Origin of the sequence: Streptomyces sp. NBC_01471 (assembly GCF_041438865.1) — a bacterium.
Lineage (GTDB): Bacteria > Actinomycetota > Actinomycetes > Streptomycetales > Streptomycetaceae > Streptomyces.
Map to the genome: position 1 here is coordinate 3,141,037 of NZ_CP109450.1, position 16,586 is coordinate 3,157,622.

Sequence of the window (16,586 nt, forward strand, 5' to 3'; positions counted from 1 at the left end):
TCAGCTGTCGGTGGCGCCGAGAAGGTCCATGTCCTCGGTGGTGAGGCGAAGCGTCCCGGCCGCCACGTTCTCCTCCAGGTGTGCGGGGTTGCCGGTCCCCGGGATCGCCAGGACGTGCCGTCCCTGGTGCAGCGTCCACGCCAGACGGACCTGGGCCGGGGACGCGCCGTGGGCCTCGGCGACCTCGCGTACGGGCGCGCTCTCGCGGCCGTCGGCCGCCGCGCCCTCGTCCCTTCCCTCTCCGGCGATCGCGAAGAAGGGCACAAACGCGACGCCCTGCTCACCGCACTGCCGCAGCAGTTCGCTGTTCCTCCGGACGTCGAGGCTGAACCGGTTCTGGACACAGACCACCGGCGCGATGGCCTGCGCCTCTGCCAGGTGCTTCGCGGTGACGTTGGATACGCCCAGGTGCCGGATCAGCCCGGCATCACGGAGTTCGGCGAGAGCACCGAAGTGCTCGGAGACCGAGTCCTCGGACATCCGGCGCAGGTTCACCACGTCGAGGTGGTCCCGGCCCAGCTGACGCAGGTTCTCCTCCACCTGGCCGCGCAACTGCCCGGGCGTGGCCTCGTACCACTCGCCCGAGGGGTCCCGGCCGGGGCCGACCTTGGTGACGATGACCAGGTCCTCCGGGTACGGGGCCAGGGCCGTGTTGATCAGCTCGTTGGCCGAACGGAGCCGTGAGAAGTAGAACGAAGCCGTGTCGATGTGATTGACGCCGAGCTCGACGGCGCGGCGGAGCACCTTGACCGACGTGTCACGGTCGCCGGGTTCGCCGAGGTCGAACGCGGCGCTGCCGGTCAGGCGCATCGCTCCCAGACCGATCCGGTTCACACTCCGGTCGCCGAGTATCCAGGTACCGGCGTCCGATGCGTCGGCTTTCGTCACGGTGTTTCTCACGTCTCTGCTCTCCCGGGTCGCCCGTCGATCCCCGATACCGGATCCCGCCACTGCACAGACTTCATCCTTCATCAACCGGCCAGCTGAGCAGCCCACTTCTCGCGCCAGGCCAGAGAGTCGCGTACGCCTTCCGCCGTGCTCTTCCGGGCGCTCCAGCCGAGGAGTTCGCCCGCGCGGTCGCCCGCGGTGTAGCAGCCGATCACGTCCCCGGGGCGCCGGTCCGCCTCGCGGACGTCGAGGGTCGCGCCCACGACCTCCTCGAAGGCCGTGACGAGTTCACGCACGGTGGTGCCCTGTCCCGTGCCGACGTTGATGACCCGGTACCGGTCGTCGGCCGCCGGCTTGACGACCTCGTCGAAACGCGTGAGCGCCGCGACGTGCGCACGGGCGAGATCCCAGACATGGATGTAGTCACGGATGCCGCTGCCGTCGCGGGTCGCCCAGTCCACTCCGGTGATGGTGAACGGAGTTCCCTCGGTGTACGCCTCGATGAGCTTGCCCAGCGCGTGGGTCGGATTCAGGTCCTGCAACCCCGTACGCAGCTGGGGGTCGGCCCCGATCGGGTTGAAGTAGCGCAGTGCGATCACGCGGACCGGAGCCGCCACGGTCCAGTCCTGGAGCACCTGCTCCATCATCTGCTTGGTACGGGCGTAGGGACTCGCGGCGGCCACCGGGCAGGTCTCGTCCGCGCGGGCGTCGGCGGTGGGCGCGTAGATGGAGGCGGAGCTGCTGAAGACGACGCGCTCGCACCCGTTGCGCTGGAGGGACTCCAGGAGGTCGACGGTCTTGGCGACGTTCTCCCGGTAGTAGTGCAGCGGCCGGTCGACGGACTCGGGCACCACGATCCTGGCCGCGCAGTGCAGCGTCGCGTCGATGTCGGGGTGCTCGGCGAACACCTGGTCCAGCAGCGCCTGGTCGGCGATGTCGCCCGGGTAGAAAACACGGTCGCGGACGAACTCTCTCCGCCCCTTGGAGAGATCGTCGAGGATGACCGGGGTGATCCCCTGATCGATGAGGGCGGAAGCGACGGTACTGCCGATGAATCCGGCGCCGCCGGTGATCAGAATCTTGGTCATGCGCAGGATTCTCCCTCAGGCCCGCCCCGGCCGCCGGTCCCCGGCCCTCGTCTGCCGGTCCGGCAGCCACGGCGGCGGCCGGACAGCGGCGGCCCCCGGAGCTGGTGGGCCGAAGAGGCCCGCCGACTGCTCGTTGCCCCCTGGATGGCGCCTTTGCTTTCCGTTGGTTGCTGGCGCGAAAACCGATGGAGGACATTATGCGTGGCCGCTCCTGGGCGAATGCGCCGGACGAGGCAGAGGGGACGGCTTGTCGGGAGCACGAATACGGGGGTCGGAGTGGCGGATCACATAGCGGTGTCCACATCGGAACTGCGGGAAATCAGCCGGTCGGTCGCAAAGCTGAAATCGCACTTCGAGGGCGCCAAGGACCTGGTCGACTCCTACGACGCGGAGATGGGATCGGGTGACGTGGCGGACGCCCTCGACGACTTCGCGGACGACTGGAAGAAGAAGCGCAAGCAGCTCTGCGACGGCCTGGAGTTCCTCGGCAAGACCGCCGGCTCGGCGGCCACGGCATACGACGGCCTCGACCAGCACCTCGCCCAGGCCCTGCTGAAGTCCGAGCCGAAGAAGAGCGGCGAGGGCAAGTGAGCGACGACTTCTCAGGCGTCGACTGGCAGACGGCCCGCTACGACGACAAGGAATTCACCCCGGGCGACCCCTACGAGGTGGCCCGGCTCGGCAAGCGCATCTCCGACACGGCCGCCCTGATCCAGGACCAGGCCACCAAGCTGCACAACCTGGTCGACGGCAACGGCTGGGACTCCGACGCCGGGCGTGAGTTCACGAAGAAGACCGCGGAAACCGTCGGACTGCTCACCACGTCGCACCAGCGCTACGCGGCCGCCGCCGGGGCCCTCGGCTCCTCGGTGGGCCCCGAACCCGCCTCCGACGAGGTACGGGAGAACTGGGCCACCGCCCTCAACCACGCGCAGACGCTGGTCCGTACGGCACTCGGGAAGGCCAAGTCCGCCGACGCGGCCGGCAGCCACTGCCAGAAGCAGATCGACCACCATCCCGGCCACGACGGCCATCCCGACAAGCAGAAGCTGCACAAACAGAAGGAGTCGGCCGACTCGGACCTGGAGGGCGCCAAGACGGACCTCCGGCACGCGCTGTCCTACCGGGACACCCAGGCCGGTTACGCCAAGTCGGCCATCCACGACGCCGTCGACCACGACGGGCTGAAGGACCCCAAGCACCACTGGTGGGACAGCGTGGAGGACTGGATCGCGAAGATCGGGCACTGGGCGGGGGTGGCAGCGGCCCTCCTCGGTGTGCTGGCCCTCGTGCTGAGCTGGGTGCCGGTACTCGGTGAGGTTCTCGCGGCGCTGGCTCTGATCGCATCGGTGGTCGCCCTGGTCTGCGACACCGTGTCGGCCCTCGACGGCAAGGGCACCTGGCTGGACGTCGCCATCGACGCGATCGGCGTGCTGTCGTTCGGCGCCGGCCGGCTGCTCGGCACCGCGGCGAAGGAGGCATCCGTGGCCGCACGGGGGTCTGCCGCCGTCAAGGACGTGCAGCTGGCACGGGACATCGGGCTGAATCCAGCGGCTGCCCGTGGACTCGGCGAAGCACTCAACGGGGTCAAACCCGGCCAGATCGGCAAGGCGCTCGCCGAGGGGCCCGCCGAACTCCTGCCGCGGATGCGTTCCGTGGTCAAGGAGTCCCTGAACGCCAAGGCCTACGTCAACGACATCAGGATCGCCGCGGGGAAGCTGCCCGGCGAGGAAAGCCTGGTCACCGAGGGCGCCCCCAAGCTCGCGCAGATCGCGGGCTCCTCGTTCAAGAGCATGGCGGGTTACGGCAAGGGCCTTTTCATCGGCAGTCAGACGCTGCCGCTAGCGGCCGGCTGGTCGAACCTGGCACCGGTCAGCGACGGGGAGTCGTGGCTCACCGGGCCGGACGGTCTGGGCAGGGTGAAGGAGATCCCGGGGCTGGGGGCCGGCGGCATACCGTTCTACAACTGGCGCTGGAGCACGCCCGGGGACGACGGCTGACCCGGCCGGCTGCGGAACACCGCAGAGCAGGATCACAGAAGCAAGGAAAGCCAGGAAGCAAGGAAGCAAGGACAACGTGGCGAGTGAGGACGAGCGGACCGTCGACGATCTGTTCGCGGAGCTGCCGGAGGACGGGCGGCGGACGCTGGAAGAGATCGGCATGGGGCTGCCGGAACTGCGCCGTATCGCCGATGGCGAGGGCGGCATGCGGAGAGTGCGCGGCGTCCTGTCCGAGTTCACCGCCGGGGCTGATCCACGACGTCCCGGTGACGACGAGGGGCCGGCCCGGCGGACCGCTGTGTGGCCGTGGATGCGGCTGCTCCTCGCTGCCGTCGCCGGATGCGTCGTGTGCGAGCTGTCCACCCTCGTGCTCGGCAGCGGCCTCTCCCTGCTGGTGGGGGTCCTCTGCGGAGTGGGCGTCATCTTCGCGGCACTCGGGACCCGGGTGTCGCACGGGGGCCTGGTCCTGCGGTGGCTCACAGTGGCGGCGTACTTCGTCCTGATCTTCGTCGCCTCCCACACCAGCCAGGAGTGGTATCTGCAGCTGCGCGGAGTGGAGCAGACGGCCACCATCACCGCCCCGAGCCACCAGTGGGCCCACGGGACTCGCCAGACCCACTGCCGAGTCAGGTTGCGGGACGGTTCCGTACACCAGGTGTTCCACAACAGGGAGGACTGCGCTGACCGGGTAGGCGCCAAAAGCACTGCCGTGGTCGACCCGTCCGGCCACTACCTCCCCTTCCTCGGCTCGAAGTCCGACATCGGCGACACCGCCGAAACCGCTGTGTCCCTGGGAGCCGCTGCTGTACTGCTGCTGGCCCCGGCCGGCGCCGCCGTCATCGGCCGGGCGCGGCCACGGCGGAACAGCGGCGATCGAGCGAGGGGAACGACGACGTGACCACATCTCCCACATCTCCCGGATCAGGCAGCACATCCGACACGGTCCGCACGGCCACCACACCCCCGTCCGACTACCGCATAGCCGTCCCCGAAGGCTGGGAACGCATCGTCCTCGACCCCGACCGCTGGACCCACCGCATCGACAAGCTGGTCAACCGCGGGCTGCGCCGGACGAAGGCCACCCCGCAGTTGAAGGCCGCGCTCGCGGACCGGCTCCGGGAGCAGGCCGAGGCCGCGCACGCGAACGGCGGCGTGGAGATGTACGTCGTCAACCAGATCATCGGCCAGGTGCCGGTGTCCGCCGGCCTGGTCGTCACCGTCCTGCGGCCGCCGCCGGGCACGGCGGCCGGAGGCCTGTCCGACATCGCCCTGTCCCTGGGGGCCCGCGGCGCCGACGTCACCATGGCCGACCTGCCCGCGGGGCCGGCCGTGCGCCATCTCCACCGTCAACACCCCGTGGCCGACGACCCGGACGGCAACACGCTGCCCCTCACCCACCTGGACCTCTACCTCGCCGTGCCGAACAGCGAGCAGCGCCTGCTGCTCTCGTTCTCCACCCCGGTTCCGACGTCGATGGAGCCGCTGGCGGACGCGCTGGTGACACTCTTCGACTCGATCGCCCGCACTCTGCAATGGATGGCCTGATGCCCGAGTACTCCGCGTCCACGGTACGCATGCAGGCGCCGGACGACGCCGTCTCCCTTCCGGTACGCGAACTGGTCGACCTGGACGCATGGGCCGCTGACGCAGCCCGGCTGCGCGTGGGCCCCGAAGGCGACGGACGACTGATCGAGGCGCTCGCCGCCGAACTGCGTGCGGCTGCCCTGGACTCGCGCGGTCGCGGGCCGGTCACCGCGCTCTCGTACGTCCCCACGCCGCAGTTGGGGGAGCTGGCCCGCATCGAGTTGTCGGCGCTGGTCGCCGACGAGACGTACCCCACGGTGACCGTCGATCTGCTCCACCGCTACCTGGCTGCTCCGACGGACATCTCGCTCCGGCCACCCGAGGCCGAGCTGCGGGCACTCCCCGCCGGGCCCGCGGTCCGGGTGCGGCACGCGTACGTCCAGGACGCCGACCGGGACGGGACGGGCACCGTCATGGAGACCTGCGCCTACGGCATCTGCCCGGACGAGAAGTGGGGCCTCGTGCTGCTCACTTCGTGGCGGGCCCTCGCGCACACCGACGCCCTGTGCACGCTGACGGACAGCCTCGCGCAGACGGTCACCGTGGCCTCCGCGTCGGCACACTGAACCCGCACGCACGGCCGCAGGCACCGGCTCCTGGATCCACCACCGCATCACCGTGCACACGGCCGCCCGGGACACGCGCAACATGCGCGGTCGCGACTGATTTATCACGACCAGGTCACACCTGGCGCACATGGCACGGAATCCCCCGACGGTCCTCTGCTGCCCTTTACATGCGGCTGGTAGCTTCGAATGCCCTGCATGTTTGCAGTCCGGACTGCAGGCCTGCTGCCGAACAACCGGGGGAGAACACTCGTGGCCCGCCGCACTCCGACCATCGCCGCCGCACTCGCCGTCAGTGCGGCCCTGCTACTGACCGCATGTGGAGGCAGCAGCGACGACGCTTCCAAGGACAAGATCAAGGGAGCGGACGAGGGGACCAAGAGCCCGTCCGCTTCGGCGTCCTCCTCGACGGCGAACGGCAGGCCGGATGTCAGCGTGCCGTCGGACCTCCACCTGAACTTCACCTTCGACAAGCCGGCCGACGCGGCAAAGGCAGCGGCGGTGGACGATGCCGAAAACTACATCCGCGCCCTGAAGCACGGCATCGTCAAGCAGAACCCGAACGACCCTGCTTACCAGTTCTATTCCGGCCCGGTCGCCGCTCGCTATGCGAAGTCGCAGATCCAGGCATGGATGAAGGGCGGCTGGACACCCACCGGAACGGACCGGTACTTCGACGCCCAGGCTGATTCGATCGGTAAGTCGAAGTCCGTGCTCGTCACGTTCTGCCGCAACCAGACCAAGTCGTACAGCAAGTCCGTGAAGACAGGAAAGATCAATTACGTAGGTGAGAGCCCGGACAGTTATCAGAAGTACAGCCTTCTGATGGCCCCGTCCAAGGCCGGCTCCAATGTGTGGAAGACCCAGCAGATCGAGGTACAGGGGCGGGTGAAGGAATGCCAAGGATGAGGTCCATCACGACCATACGGCGGGCCTCCCTTGCGGGTGCCGCGATCTGGCTCGTGTGCTCCGTCGGCGTCGCTCACGCTACCGACACCCCGGGGGAGACCACGACTCCGCCCGCCGACAGCTCGCATGGGGGTGCAGGAAACGGAGCTGTGGAGGCCTCAGCCACTCACTCCCAGATCCGGATCACGTACAAACAGGGAGGCGGCGGCAGTGGCAAGAACGGCAACCTCTCCACCATCGACCCGAACTGGAAGCCTCCGGCCTGCTGGTACGAACCTGTATTCACACCTGAGGGTCTCAAGAACTTCGTGAAATCCTCGGGTGGCGACGGAGACGTCGGCATCCATCAGTCCTGGTTCGGAACCGGCCTCTGGACAGATCATTACCGGGACGGGAAGCCCGAAGACAACATGGACGACGCGTGGACCTCCGCGCCAGGCTATAAGAACTACAACCAAGGGAAAAAGGGCTACTTCTGGCGGAGCGTAGCGCCGGACGCATCGGATCCCGACTCCTGGCAGTGCGGCCGCATCATGTTCTGGCAGCCGGCCGGTCAGGTCCCGAAGATTCCACACGCGCCCACGCCGAAGATGCTCGCCGAGTACGCCTACAACAAGGTCAAGGTCCCCGAGACCAAGATCGAGCTGAAGCCGCAGACCAAGTCCACCGTGAACCTGCCCACCTGGGTCTGGCTCGACAAGGGCACGTTCAAGGACGTCGTCGTCCGCGCCGAACTCCCCAACACCGGACTCTGGGCCGAGACGACCGCAAAACCCGTGAGCCTCCACCTCGACCCGGGCACCGACGACGCCGACACCTTCCCCGCCTCCGGCACCTGCGACTTCAACAAGGACGGCTCTATCGGCACGCCGTACAAGGCGGGCGACGCCAGCCAGAACCCGCCCTGCGGCATCAACTACCTCCACGCAACCGACGGAAACCCGTACCAGCTCAAGGCATCCATCACCTGGAAGATCACCTGGAACGGCACCGGCGGCGCAGGTGGCGACCTGCCCGACGGAACCTTTCAGACCACCCAGGACATGAACGTCCAGGAAATCCAGACGATCAACCGCTGACAGCCCTCACCGCGACCTCGCCCCACCAGACTCGCCAGGCCCTTGGCGTAAGCCGTACCTACGCGAAAGTTCATCAGCGTATCGTTTTACTGTTGGCATGTACGCGGTTGTAAACGGGGGTGGGGTGCTGTGTCGGATTTGGCGAAGGATGCTGTGTCGATGGCGAAGGCGGCGTCGGGGCTGCGTGGGGCGCGGCATCACACGGAGAAGCCGTTGCAGGATTTCACGGCGGCGTCGCATGATCTGTCGGCGTTGGGGGCGTTGGGGTCTTTGCTGAAGGCGACGGGTGATATCCGGGAGGGGATGCATACCCTGTCGGGTCTGACGGCGTCGTTGAATGAGGAGTGGGGTCAGGAGGCAAAGCTCCTGGGTGAGGTGTCGGATGCGTTTGATCTCCTCGATGTGCTGCTGAGTGCCGCTGCGCGTGCGAAGAAGGGCTGAGCGCGGTGGTGGATCTGAATCCGCTGCACTGGATCAGTAAGGCCAACCATGCCTTCGGGGACACGATGGCCAGTGGTCTGGAGTTTCTGGGGATCACTGATCCGGCGGTCGATCCTGATGGGGTCCGGGAGATCGCGAAGCACTGGCGGTCTCTGGCCAAGGGTCTGGAGGATGCCGCTCAGGGTGCTGAAGTGGCCATGTCGGGTGTGACGTGGGAGGGCGAGACCGCGAAGGCGTTCTCCAAACGGGCGCGGACGATGCGCAAGCACGCCACGGATATGGCGCATTCCCTGCGTGGTGGTGCGACGGCGCTCGACAAGTTCGCCGATGAGGCGCATGAGTTGATCACCCAGATCGGGGTGATGGTCGCGGAGATCGCCGAGTTCGAGATAGCCGGCCTGGCCCTGTCCGTACTGACGGCGGGGATGTCCGAGGTCGCCTCCACCCTCGTGGCGGGTGAGCGTGCGCTGAAGGTCATCGCGTTGGTCACGCGGATCGAGGAGGAAGGCAGCGCACTGGGCGCCACCGTGCGCACGGTGATGGAGGCCGTCCGTAACGTCGAGCGGGCGCTGAAGGCGCTGAAGGACATCAAGACCGTCGCGAAGGTCGGGAAACTCGCCGGTGAGGGCATGAAGTTCACCGCCTTCACCACCGCGCTCGAAGACCCCGGCGCATTCAAAGACCCCGGGAAACTCGCGAAACTCCTCACCGAGGGCGCTGTCGCCGGGGTCGGTCTCGGCTTCCTCGGCAAAGCCCTCGGGAAGGGCCTCAAAGCCCTGAAGCCGGGTGAGATGGCCGACCTCGCGAAGGCTCTGAACCTCAACGGGTCAGGGTTGTCCCGGCTCAAGCTCCGGCCTTCGGAGTGGGAGAAGCTTCCCGCCTCGATCCGCGGGATGTTCAAGGAATGCAAACTCGACCCGATCGATGTCGCCACCGGCGACATGCTCCTGCCGCAGACCGACGTCACCCTCCCGGGCACGCTCCCTCTCGTCCTGGAGCGAACGCATATCTCGTCCTACCGGTGGGGCGGCTGGTTCGGGCCTTCCTGGGCCTCCACTCTCGACCAGCGTATTCAGGTCGACGAGGAGGGCGTCGTCTACACCGCTCCCGACGGGGCCCGCCTCATCTACCCCCGCCCCGACCCCGAGACCAACACACCCGTCCACCCGGAAACCGGGTCACGCCTCGCCCTGACCTGGGACACCGAAACCGACGGCGGACTGCGCATCACCGACCCCGACACCGGGCTCGCCCACATCTTCCACACCCCCCAGCCCACCGACGACAACCAAGCCATCGACCTGCCTTTGCAGGCCATTGTCGACCGCAACAACCAGCGCATCACCCTCCACTACACCGACAACGGCACCCCAGTCGAGGTCAGCCACACCGGGGGCTACCGCATCGCCCTCGACCACCACCCCACCCAACCCCGCATCACCGCCCTACGCCTGGCCGACCCCAAACACCCCGATGCCCCCGCCACCCTCCTGCTCTCCTACGGCTACAACGACGAAGGCCACCTCACCGACGTCACCAACTCCTCCGGCCTCCCCCTGCGGTTCACCTACGACACCGACGGCCGCATCACCTCCTGGACCGACCGCAACAACACCACCTACGCCTACACCTACGACCAGCACGGCCGGGTCGTCCGCACCCACGGCACCAGCGGCTACCTCTCCGGCACCCTCAGCTACAACGACACCACCCACACCACCACCGTCACCAACTCCCTCGGCCACACCAGCCACTACCAACACAACAACGCCTACCGCCTCATCCAAGAAACCAACCCACTCGGCCACACCACCCACCAACAATGGGACACCGACCACCGCCTCACCGCCATCACCGACCCACTCGGACGCACCACCCGGTACACCTACGACGAACAAGGGCGTACGGCATCGGTCATCCGCCCGGATGGACGAACGGCGACCACCGGCTACAACGTCTTTGGCCGGCCCACGACGGTCACCTCACCCGACGGCGCCTCCTGGGTCCATGAGTACGACGACTCTGGCAATCCCACAGCGATCACGGAGCCGACCGGAGCCACCACGCGCTACACCCATAACAGTGCAGGCCACCTCACGTCGATCACAGACGCGCTCGGCCACACCACCCGCATACGCTCGGACCGAGCCGGACTCCCTGTTGAAATCATCGATCCTCTCAACGCGGCTACCCGGTATGAGCGAGATTCCTTCGGCCGCCCCACCGTCCTCACAAACCCCCTCGGCCATACGACGCGTCTGGAGTGGACACTCGAAGGCAAGCCCCTCCGACACACAGGCGGCGACGGCTCCACGGAGACCTGGACCTACGACGGTGAGGGCAACTGCACCAGCCACACCGGAGCAAAAGGGGAGGTTTCACGTTTCGAGTACACGCACTTCGACCTGCTCGCCGCCCGCACTGGTCCCGACGGTGTGCGTCAGGAATTCAGTCACGACACGGAACTCCGACTTACTAAGGTCACCAACCCGCAGTCCCTGACGTGGGAATACCGTTACGACGCGGTCGGCCGTATCGCGTCCGAGACGGACTTCGACGGCCGCACACTCTCCTACCGCAGCGACGCGGCAGGACAGCTGAGCCACCGCACCAACGGTGTTGGTGAGGCCATCCGCTACGAGCGGAACCCTCTCGGACAGACCACGCTCAAGGACGTCGCAGGTGCCGTCACCACATTCGAGTACAACTGCTCGGATGCTCTCGTCCTGGCAGTCGGCCCCGGCGTCACCGCCTCCTTCACGCGCGGACCCCAGGGACGCCTTGAGAGTGAGACAGTCAATGGCAGGACACTGTCCCTCAAGTACGACGCCCTGGGCCGCCGGACACACCGCACAACGCCGAGCGGTGCGATCAGCGAGTGGATTTACGATGCGGCTGGCCGACGTGCAGGACTGACAGCCTCAGGGCATAGCCTCACTTTTTCCTACGACGCCGCAGGACAGGAAATCTCCCGCGATCTCGGCGCGGCGCTCACGCTGTCTCACTCGTTCGACGAACTGGGCCGTCTCACCAACCAACGGGTGACAAGCGCGGGCCGAGACACCCTCCTGCGCAGCTTCACCTATCGCGCAGACGGCTACCCGACCAGTATCGAAGACCTCCGGTCGGGAACCCGTCGGTTCGATCTCGATATCAACGGACGCGTCACTGCGGTCCACGCGACCAACTGGACAGAAAAATACGCCTACGACGAGGTGGGCAACCAGATCTCGGCGTCCTGGCCTGCCACCTCCTCCGGCGCCGATGCCACAGGCGAGCGCGAATACGCGGGCACACGTATCGCCCGGGCGGGCAATGTGCGATACGAGCACGACGCGCAGGGCCGCATCGTGCTGCGCCAGAAAACGCGCTTGTCGCGCAAGCCTGACACCTGGCGCTATACCTGGGACGCCGAAGACCGCCTGGTATCGGTGGTCACCCCGGACGGTACGGTCTGGCGCTACCTATACGACCCCCTGGGGCGCCGTATCGCCAAGCAACGCATGGCCGCAGACACCGAAACTGTCGTCGAGCAGGTCGACTTCACGTGGGACGGCTCAACCCTCTGCGAACAGACAACATCGATCGCGGAGCTGTCGACCCATGTCACGATGACCTGGGACCACAATAATTTTAAGCCGCTCGCCCAGACCGAACGCATCACATCGGCCTGCCAGGAGGAGGTCGACGAACGCTTCTTCGCGATTGTCACTGACCTCGTCGGCGCCCCGAGCGAACTCATAGACGAAGAAGGCAATACAGCCTGGCACACAAGGACCACCCTCTGGGGCGCCACCAGCTGGAACACTGACGCCAGGGCCTACACTCCGCTCCGATTTCCCGGTCAATACTACGACCCCGAAACCGGACTCCATTACAACTACTTTCGCCACTACGACCCTGAGACCGCTCGCTACCTGTCGGTCGATCCACTTGGCCTCACCCCTGCACCGAACCCCACTGCATATGTACGGAACCCTCACGTATGGTCGGACCCCCTCGGATTAGCGCCATGCTTCACTGAAGCCAAATCCAAGGCTCTGCGAGATGCCGGAATTCCGGAAGGAACCAAACCATTTGACGTGAACGAGTGGACCGAAGCCACCACACCTGCCTGGCAAGGGAGTAAGCGGTTGCTGGGGCCGGACGGTAAACCCATTTTCTACACGACGGAGTGGTATGAGACACCGTCAGGCGATGTCGTCGTATTCCAGGACCATTGGTTTGGGCACCAGGAACCGGGGACTCCGGGACACCAGCCGGCGCACGTACACGTCAGGCCATACGACAATGACCGTAATGGCCAGATCCCCGGATGCGAGGAGCATTACTACTATGACCTGGGTTGATTTTGTCAGGAATCGCGGAGTCCTGGATTCACTCTTCGCAGATTCAGTACCACCGCTTGAAGAACTTCGACTTCGATCCATCAATCTGACCTACATCGGGCCTTCCCTCACTCTGAGAGTCGACCTCCCATCATTCCCTCTTTCTAACCCATCACTCGACTTCCAGGGGGATGAATTCGAAACCCTGCAATGCCAACTCTCCTTTCAGGCCGTCGAGAAAATCTCCTTGAATAACTGGACACCTCCGGAAGTCTGCACAATCGAAATCACAACCCAGCCGGACTACAGGATTCAGGTCGAAGTGACGGGTGAGAATCTCCACCTCTCATTCAAGAGCAGCCGCGACATCCTCGCCGACCACTTCAGCGCGTTCAAAATCAACAGTGACGGGACCGACAGCGGGCGCCATCACTACACACGAGGAATCGACGCCCGAATGTACACTTCAACACCCGCAACCCATGAAGCGAGCTTCTATGGATAACGCCACCTGGCCCACTTTCCTGTCCGACCCCCGCAAGGTCCTTGACCTCTATGACCAACCACCCGCACTGGACAGATGCGATCTCTTCTATGTCCATATCGATGAACGCGACACAAGCATCACATTCGGTTTCGATACAAGTGAACTTCCGGCACACCCCCGCCAGAAATGGAAGGAGAAGCCGTTCAATTCAATCAGATTCTTCATCTCCTTCACTGGCACCTCGCAGCTTCACGTCAACGGCTGGGAGAGCCCGGGGCAGAAGAATGTTGGTATTTCCCGGGACAGTGAGGACGAATTGAGGGTGCAAGTCGCCAGCGACGGCAGTAGCCTTTCTTTCCGGGCGAAATCAGCTTCGGTGACTCATTCCACCGCCCAATTGACGGCGTCGGATTCTTACCCGTGACCGCGACCCTGGCACGAGTGAAAGCCGATCAATCTGGGACCACCAGTCGCGGATTCAAGGCGTTGCGCTTGGATGTCGGCCTGCAAATTCCAGAGAGGAGCACATGAACCTGATGGAAATGCAAGGTGGTAAAAGTTGCACGTTCGAAGGAGACTGGCGGCCCCTCGCTGACATGGGTAGGGCGACCAGGCATCACGTTGCTCTCCCTGAGTGAGCATCTCCAGTACGAGCGTGCGAGCCCGGGCCGCTTCCCCCGCGCGCGAAGTGGAGCTATCGCCTGCGAGTTGGTGCCGGATATCCTGATTCTTTTCGCTTCGGAATCAGAGACCTTGAATCTGCATCATATGCTGAAGCAGTGGGCGCAGCAGACGGAGGATTTTATTTTCCTCTGGGGAAATATGGCAACGCCAAGCGTACGAACGTAATCTGAAACAGCCCAGTTCTGTCTATTTGAAATATTGGACAGAATACCCGAGTTCTGGGCATAATCCAGCGACAGCAGGGTCCTCGTCGAGGACTCATTCACTGGAACCTTCACAGTTTCTCGAATTCCAGAAAAACAATTTCCGTGGGAACTTCATCGGGGCACGTAGGCCGGATCATTCATCGATTCTACTGGGCACTGGACGAATCCCAGGCAAGTCCGTACGGTCAACCCGCCCGGAGTACCGCCAAGGCGAATACCAGCCGCAGGTCGAGCCAGTCCGCCTTCGGCATATAGGTCCTGACCCCGAAATCCGTGTGATCCGACTCCAGTGCCACTTCTTCCTCACCTGCCCGCCACGTCACGGGCTTGTGGACGTAGCGGCTGCCGTCCCCGCTGTCGTCCCCGCCGAGGAGCAGGGAGTCCACGACGCTGTTGGCGAGACTCTCCGCCTGCCGCCCCGCGGCAGCCTTTCCCCGGGCCGCGATGTCCTTGGCGCTGCCCTTCGCCCAGTGGTAGCGGGCAATGACATCCGGGTGGCCCGGCTGCCGTAGCCACCAGGTGTGCTGGATGGTGCGCTTCGTCGCGCCGGTCCGGTGCACGGTGCCGATCTCCTGCCCCTGCCCGTCCGTCACCCGGTACCGCTCGCCGCCCCTCCCGCCGGTCACAGGCGCCAGTGCACAGACCGGGGTACGGGAGTCCCGGGCGTCGTAGAGCTCGTACGCCTTGACCTCCGGGTCGGCCTGGACGACGAGGACGGCAGGGTCGAATCGCTGCCCCTTCGGGACGACCGCCGGCACCCGTACCGCCCGTGGCCCGGTCACCGCCTTGCGGCGGAACGTGGCCGGCTGCTCCACATCGCTGACCACGAACTTCCTGATGCCCTCCCAGGACACCGGTTCGACCGGCGGCTCCGGGGCCCGTCGCTGCCTTCCGAATGCCATCGCTCGCTTCTCTCCTCAGACGGCGCACGGACCGCCGTCAGCCCGTGACGGACTCGGCGACCGATGAACCGTGGACCGTGATCGAGTGGCTGTAGAACAGGCCCGTCAGCACCGGCTGGTAGGTCAACTGCACCGTCACCTCGACCCGCTGCGCGTTGGCCGCCGTGCAGTGCGACGCGCCGATGTCCTGGCCGGACATCCCCATCTCGACCGCGAAGGCGTGCACACGCGCGTCGCAGTTCTGGTAATTGATGGGCGCGGGTCCGCCCTGGTTGCCGTACAGGGACTCCCTGTCTATGTCCTGGGCCGCGTACCGTGCGGCCTGCTCCGCGATGTCCGCGGCCCGTTCCCGTTGCGAGATCGAAAGGCCGCCGTCCACCACGAACGCGGCCAGGGCCAGGAACAGGAACGCGAAGATGATGACCGCCGCGGCGCCCGAACCGCTGTCGTCCAGACGGGCCCTGCGCGACTCGATCCATCCGGTGAACGCGTTCACTGCGTCCTCCGGTACGGGTCGATCGGCGAGGTGGAGTGCCCGTTCAGGGTGGTGGGGATGTCCAGGCCGAGCATGGCGAGACCCCGGATCTGGCAGCTCACGTCGACGGTGAAGAAGCCGCCCTTGACGAACCCCTTGGCCGTGACGGACACCGGGCCGGAACAGACATCGGTCAGATCCGCCTCGGCGGCCCTGCGGGCCTCTGACATCGCGACTCCGCCGTCCTTCTGGATCGAGCCCGCGCGGGCGGCGTCACGCGCGGCGCTGTCCACGGCGCCACGCCCCTCGACCAGCTGTCCGAAGCCCACGAGCACCAGGATGAAAAGGATCATGATGGGGGCGAGGATGACCACTTCGATGGTGGACAGGCCCCGGTCGGCCCCCACGTCCGCGCCCGCGCGGCCCAGCCGGGTACGTACGGCACCCGCCCCACGCCTCACACCCGCACCAGCGCCCGCACCAGCACCAGCACGGGTACATGCACTCGCGAACGTCTGCCGCCCCACCACCCGTTGGCCTCTCATCAGTCCCGTCATCAGCCCCGTCATCAGTCCCGCACGAACCGCTCGACGGGCCCCCGCGACTGCGCGTGCACCGTGAGCCCCAGGCCGGGGAAGACGTTCGGGACCTTCGCGGTGATCTCCACGCCGACCGTGTCCTGATCCGGCTGGAGCATCGTCACGTTCGGGCCCAGCACCAGCTTCGAGCCGAGCTGGTGGATGTAGCTCTGTACGACGTCACCCGCGTCCCCGCGCCAGCCCCCGGGGTTCTCGTCCGCCTCGGCCCTCGCCTTGCGCGCACCCGCCTGCGCGGCCGCCTGGGCCACGTGGTCGGCGAAGAAGTACAGCGCGAACTGCACCGTCGCGAAGATCATGAAGAACAGGACCGGGGTCAGGAAGACGAACTCGATCGCGGTCATGCCGGAGTC

17 protein-coding genes are annotated in these 16,586 nt (G+C 65.9%); 11 read left to right on the forward strand and 6 right to left on the reverse strand.

The features are described 5' to 3' along the window. Both OG285_RS13615 and galE read right to left on the reverse strand, forming a co-directional pair. On the reverse strand, positions 1-888 hold the full coding sequence (locus OG285_RS13615; protein WP_371791073.1) for an aldo/keto reductase: 888 nt from the start codon (positions 886-888) through the stop codon (positions 1-3). An 83-nt stretch (positions 889-971) separates the two neighbouring features. Then, positions 972-1,976 (reverse strand): UDP-glucose 4-epimerase GalE, encoded by a 1,005-nt coding sequence (galE, locus tag OG285_RS13620; RefSeq protein ID WP_371791074.1) that lies wholly within the window; start codon positions 1,974-1,976, stop codon positions 972-974. 276 nt (positions 1,977-2,252) lie between these two features. Between galE and OG285_RS13625 the strand changes: the two genes are divergently transcribed. The 11 genes from OG285_RS13625 (at position 2,253) to OG285_RS13675 (ending at position 13,794) form a co-directional block, all read left to right on the forward strand. Next, the gene (locus tag OG285_RS13625) at positions 2,253-2,567 is read left to right on the forward strand and encodes a hypothetical protein (RefSeq protein WP_356829022.1); all 315 of its coding nucleotides are present in this window, start codon (positions 2,253-2,255) and stop codon (positions 2,565-2,567) included. Beyond that, entirely contained in the window at positions 2,564-3,976 is a 1,413-nt protein-coding gene (locus tag OG285_RS13630) for a hypothetical protein (protein WP_371791075.1), read from the forward strand. The genes OG285_RS13625 and OG285_RS13630 overlap by 4 nt, the downstream gene beginning before the upstream one ends. A gap of 76 nt (positions 3,977-4,052) precedes the next feature. Beyond that, positions 4,053-4,874, forward strand: a complete 822-nt coding sequence (locus OG285_RS13635; RefSeq protein WP_371791076.1) for a hypothetical protein — start codon at positions 4,053-4,055, stop codon at positions 4,872-4,874. After that, entirely contained in the window at positions 4,871-5,521 is a 651-nt protein-coding gene (locus OG285_RS13640; protein WP_371791077.1) for a hypothetical protein, read from the forward strand. Before OG285_RS13635 ends, OG285_RS13640 begins: the two co-directional genes overlap by 4 nt. Then, positions 5,521-6,126 (forward strand): hypothetical protein, encoded by a 606-nt coding sequence (locus tag OG285_RS13645; protein WP_371791078.1) that lies wholly within the window; start codon positions 5,521-5,523, stop codon positions 6,124-6,126. Before OG285_RS13640 ends, OG285_RS13645 begins: the two co-directional genes overlap by 1 nt. 252 nt (positions 6,127-6,378) lie before the next feature. Then, the gene (locus OG285_RS13650) at positions 6,379-7,035 is read left to right on the forward strand and encodes a hypothetical protein (protein WP_371791079.1); all 657 of its coding nucleotides are present in this window, start codon (positions 6,379-6,381) and stop codon (positions 7,033-7,035) included. 5 nt (positions 7,036-7,040) lie between these two features. After that, positions 7,041-8,114 carry a hypothetical protein gene (locus tag OG285_RS13655; protein ID WP_371793525.1) on the forward strand — a complete coding sequence of 358 codons (1,074 nt, stop codon included), beginning with the start codon at positions 7,041-7,043 and terminating at the stop codon, positions 8,112-8,114. 159 nt (positions 8,115-8,273) lie between these two features. Next, complete coding sequence (locus OG285_RS13660; protein ID WP_371791080.1) at positions 8,274-8,555, forward strand: hypothetical protein; 282 nt, start codon at positions 8,274-8,276, stop codon at positions 8,553-8,555. 5 nt (positions 8,556-8,560) lie between these two features. Continuing rightward, positions 8,561-12,904: a DUF6531 domain-containing protein gene (locus tag OG285_RS13665; RefSeq protein WP_371791081.1), complete on the forward strand. Its 4,344-nt coding sequence runs from the start codon at positions 8,561-8,563 to the stop codon at positions 12,902-12,904. Further along, positions 12,891-13,388: an Imm50 family immunity protein gene (locus OG285_RS13670; RefSeq protein ID WP_371791082.1), complete on the forward strand. Its 498-nt coding sequence runs from the start codon at positions 12,891-12,893 to the stop codon at positions 13,386-13,388. Before OG285_RS13665 ends, OG285_RS13670 begins: the two co-directional genes overlap by 14 nt. Beyond that, complete coding sequence (locus OG285_RS13675; protein WP_371791083.1) at positions 13,381-13,794, forward strand: Imm50 family immunity protein; 414 nt, start codon at positions 13,381-13,383, stop codon at positions 13,792-13,794. The genes OG285_RS13670 and OG285_RS13675 overlap by 8 nt, the downstream gene beginning before the upstream one ends. Before the next feature lie 651 nt (positions 13,795-14,445). On the opposite strand, the gene OG285_RS13680 is transcribed toward OG285_RS13675, so the two are convergent. From OG285_RS13680 to OG285_RS13695, 4 genes are all read right to left on the reverse strand, one after another. Continuing rightward, positions 14,446-15,162 (reverse strand): hypothetical protein, encoded by a 717-nt coding sequence (locus OG285_RS13680; protein ID WP_371791084.1) that lies wholly within the window; start codon positions 15,160-15,162, stop codon positions 14,446-14,448. 37 nt (positions 15,163-15,199) lie between these two features. Beyond that, positions 15,200-15,658: a pilus assembly protein TadG-related protein gene (locus OG285_RS13685; RefSeq protein WP_356829044.1), complete on the reverse strand. Its 459-nt coding sequence runs from the start codon at positions 15,656-15,658 to the stop codon at positions 15,200-15,202. Continuing rightward, positions 15,655-16,098 carry a TadE/TadG family type IV pilus assembly protein gene (locus OG285_RS13690; RefSeq protein WP_371791085.1) on the reverse strand — a complete coding sequence of 148 codons (444 nt, stop codon included), beginning with the start codon at positions 16,096-16,098 and terminating at the stop codon, positions 15,655-15,657. Before OG285_RS13690 ends, OG285_RS13685 begins: the two co-directional genes overlap by 4 nt. Before the next feature lie 107 nt (positions 16,099-16,205). After that, the gene (locus OG285_RS13695; RefSeq protein WP_371793526.1) at positions 16,206-16,577 is read right to left on the reverse strand and encodes a TadE family protein; all 372 of its coding nucleotides are present in this window, start codon (positions 16,575-16,577) and stop codon (positions 16,206-16,208) included. Positions 16,578-16,586 lie beyond the last annotated feature (9 nt).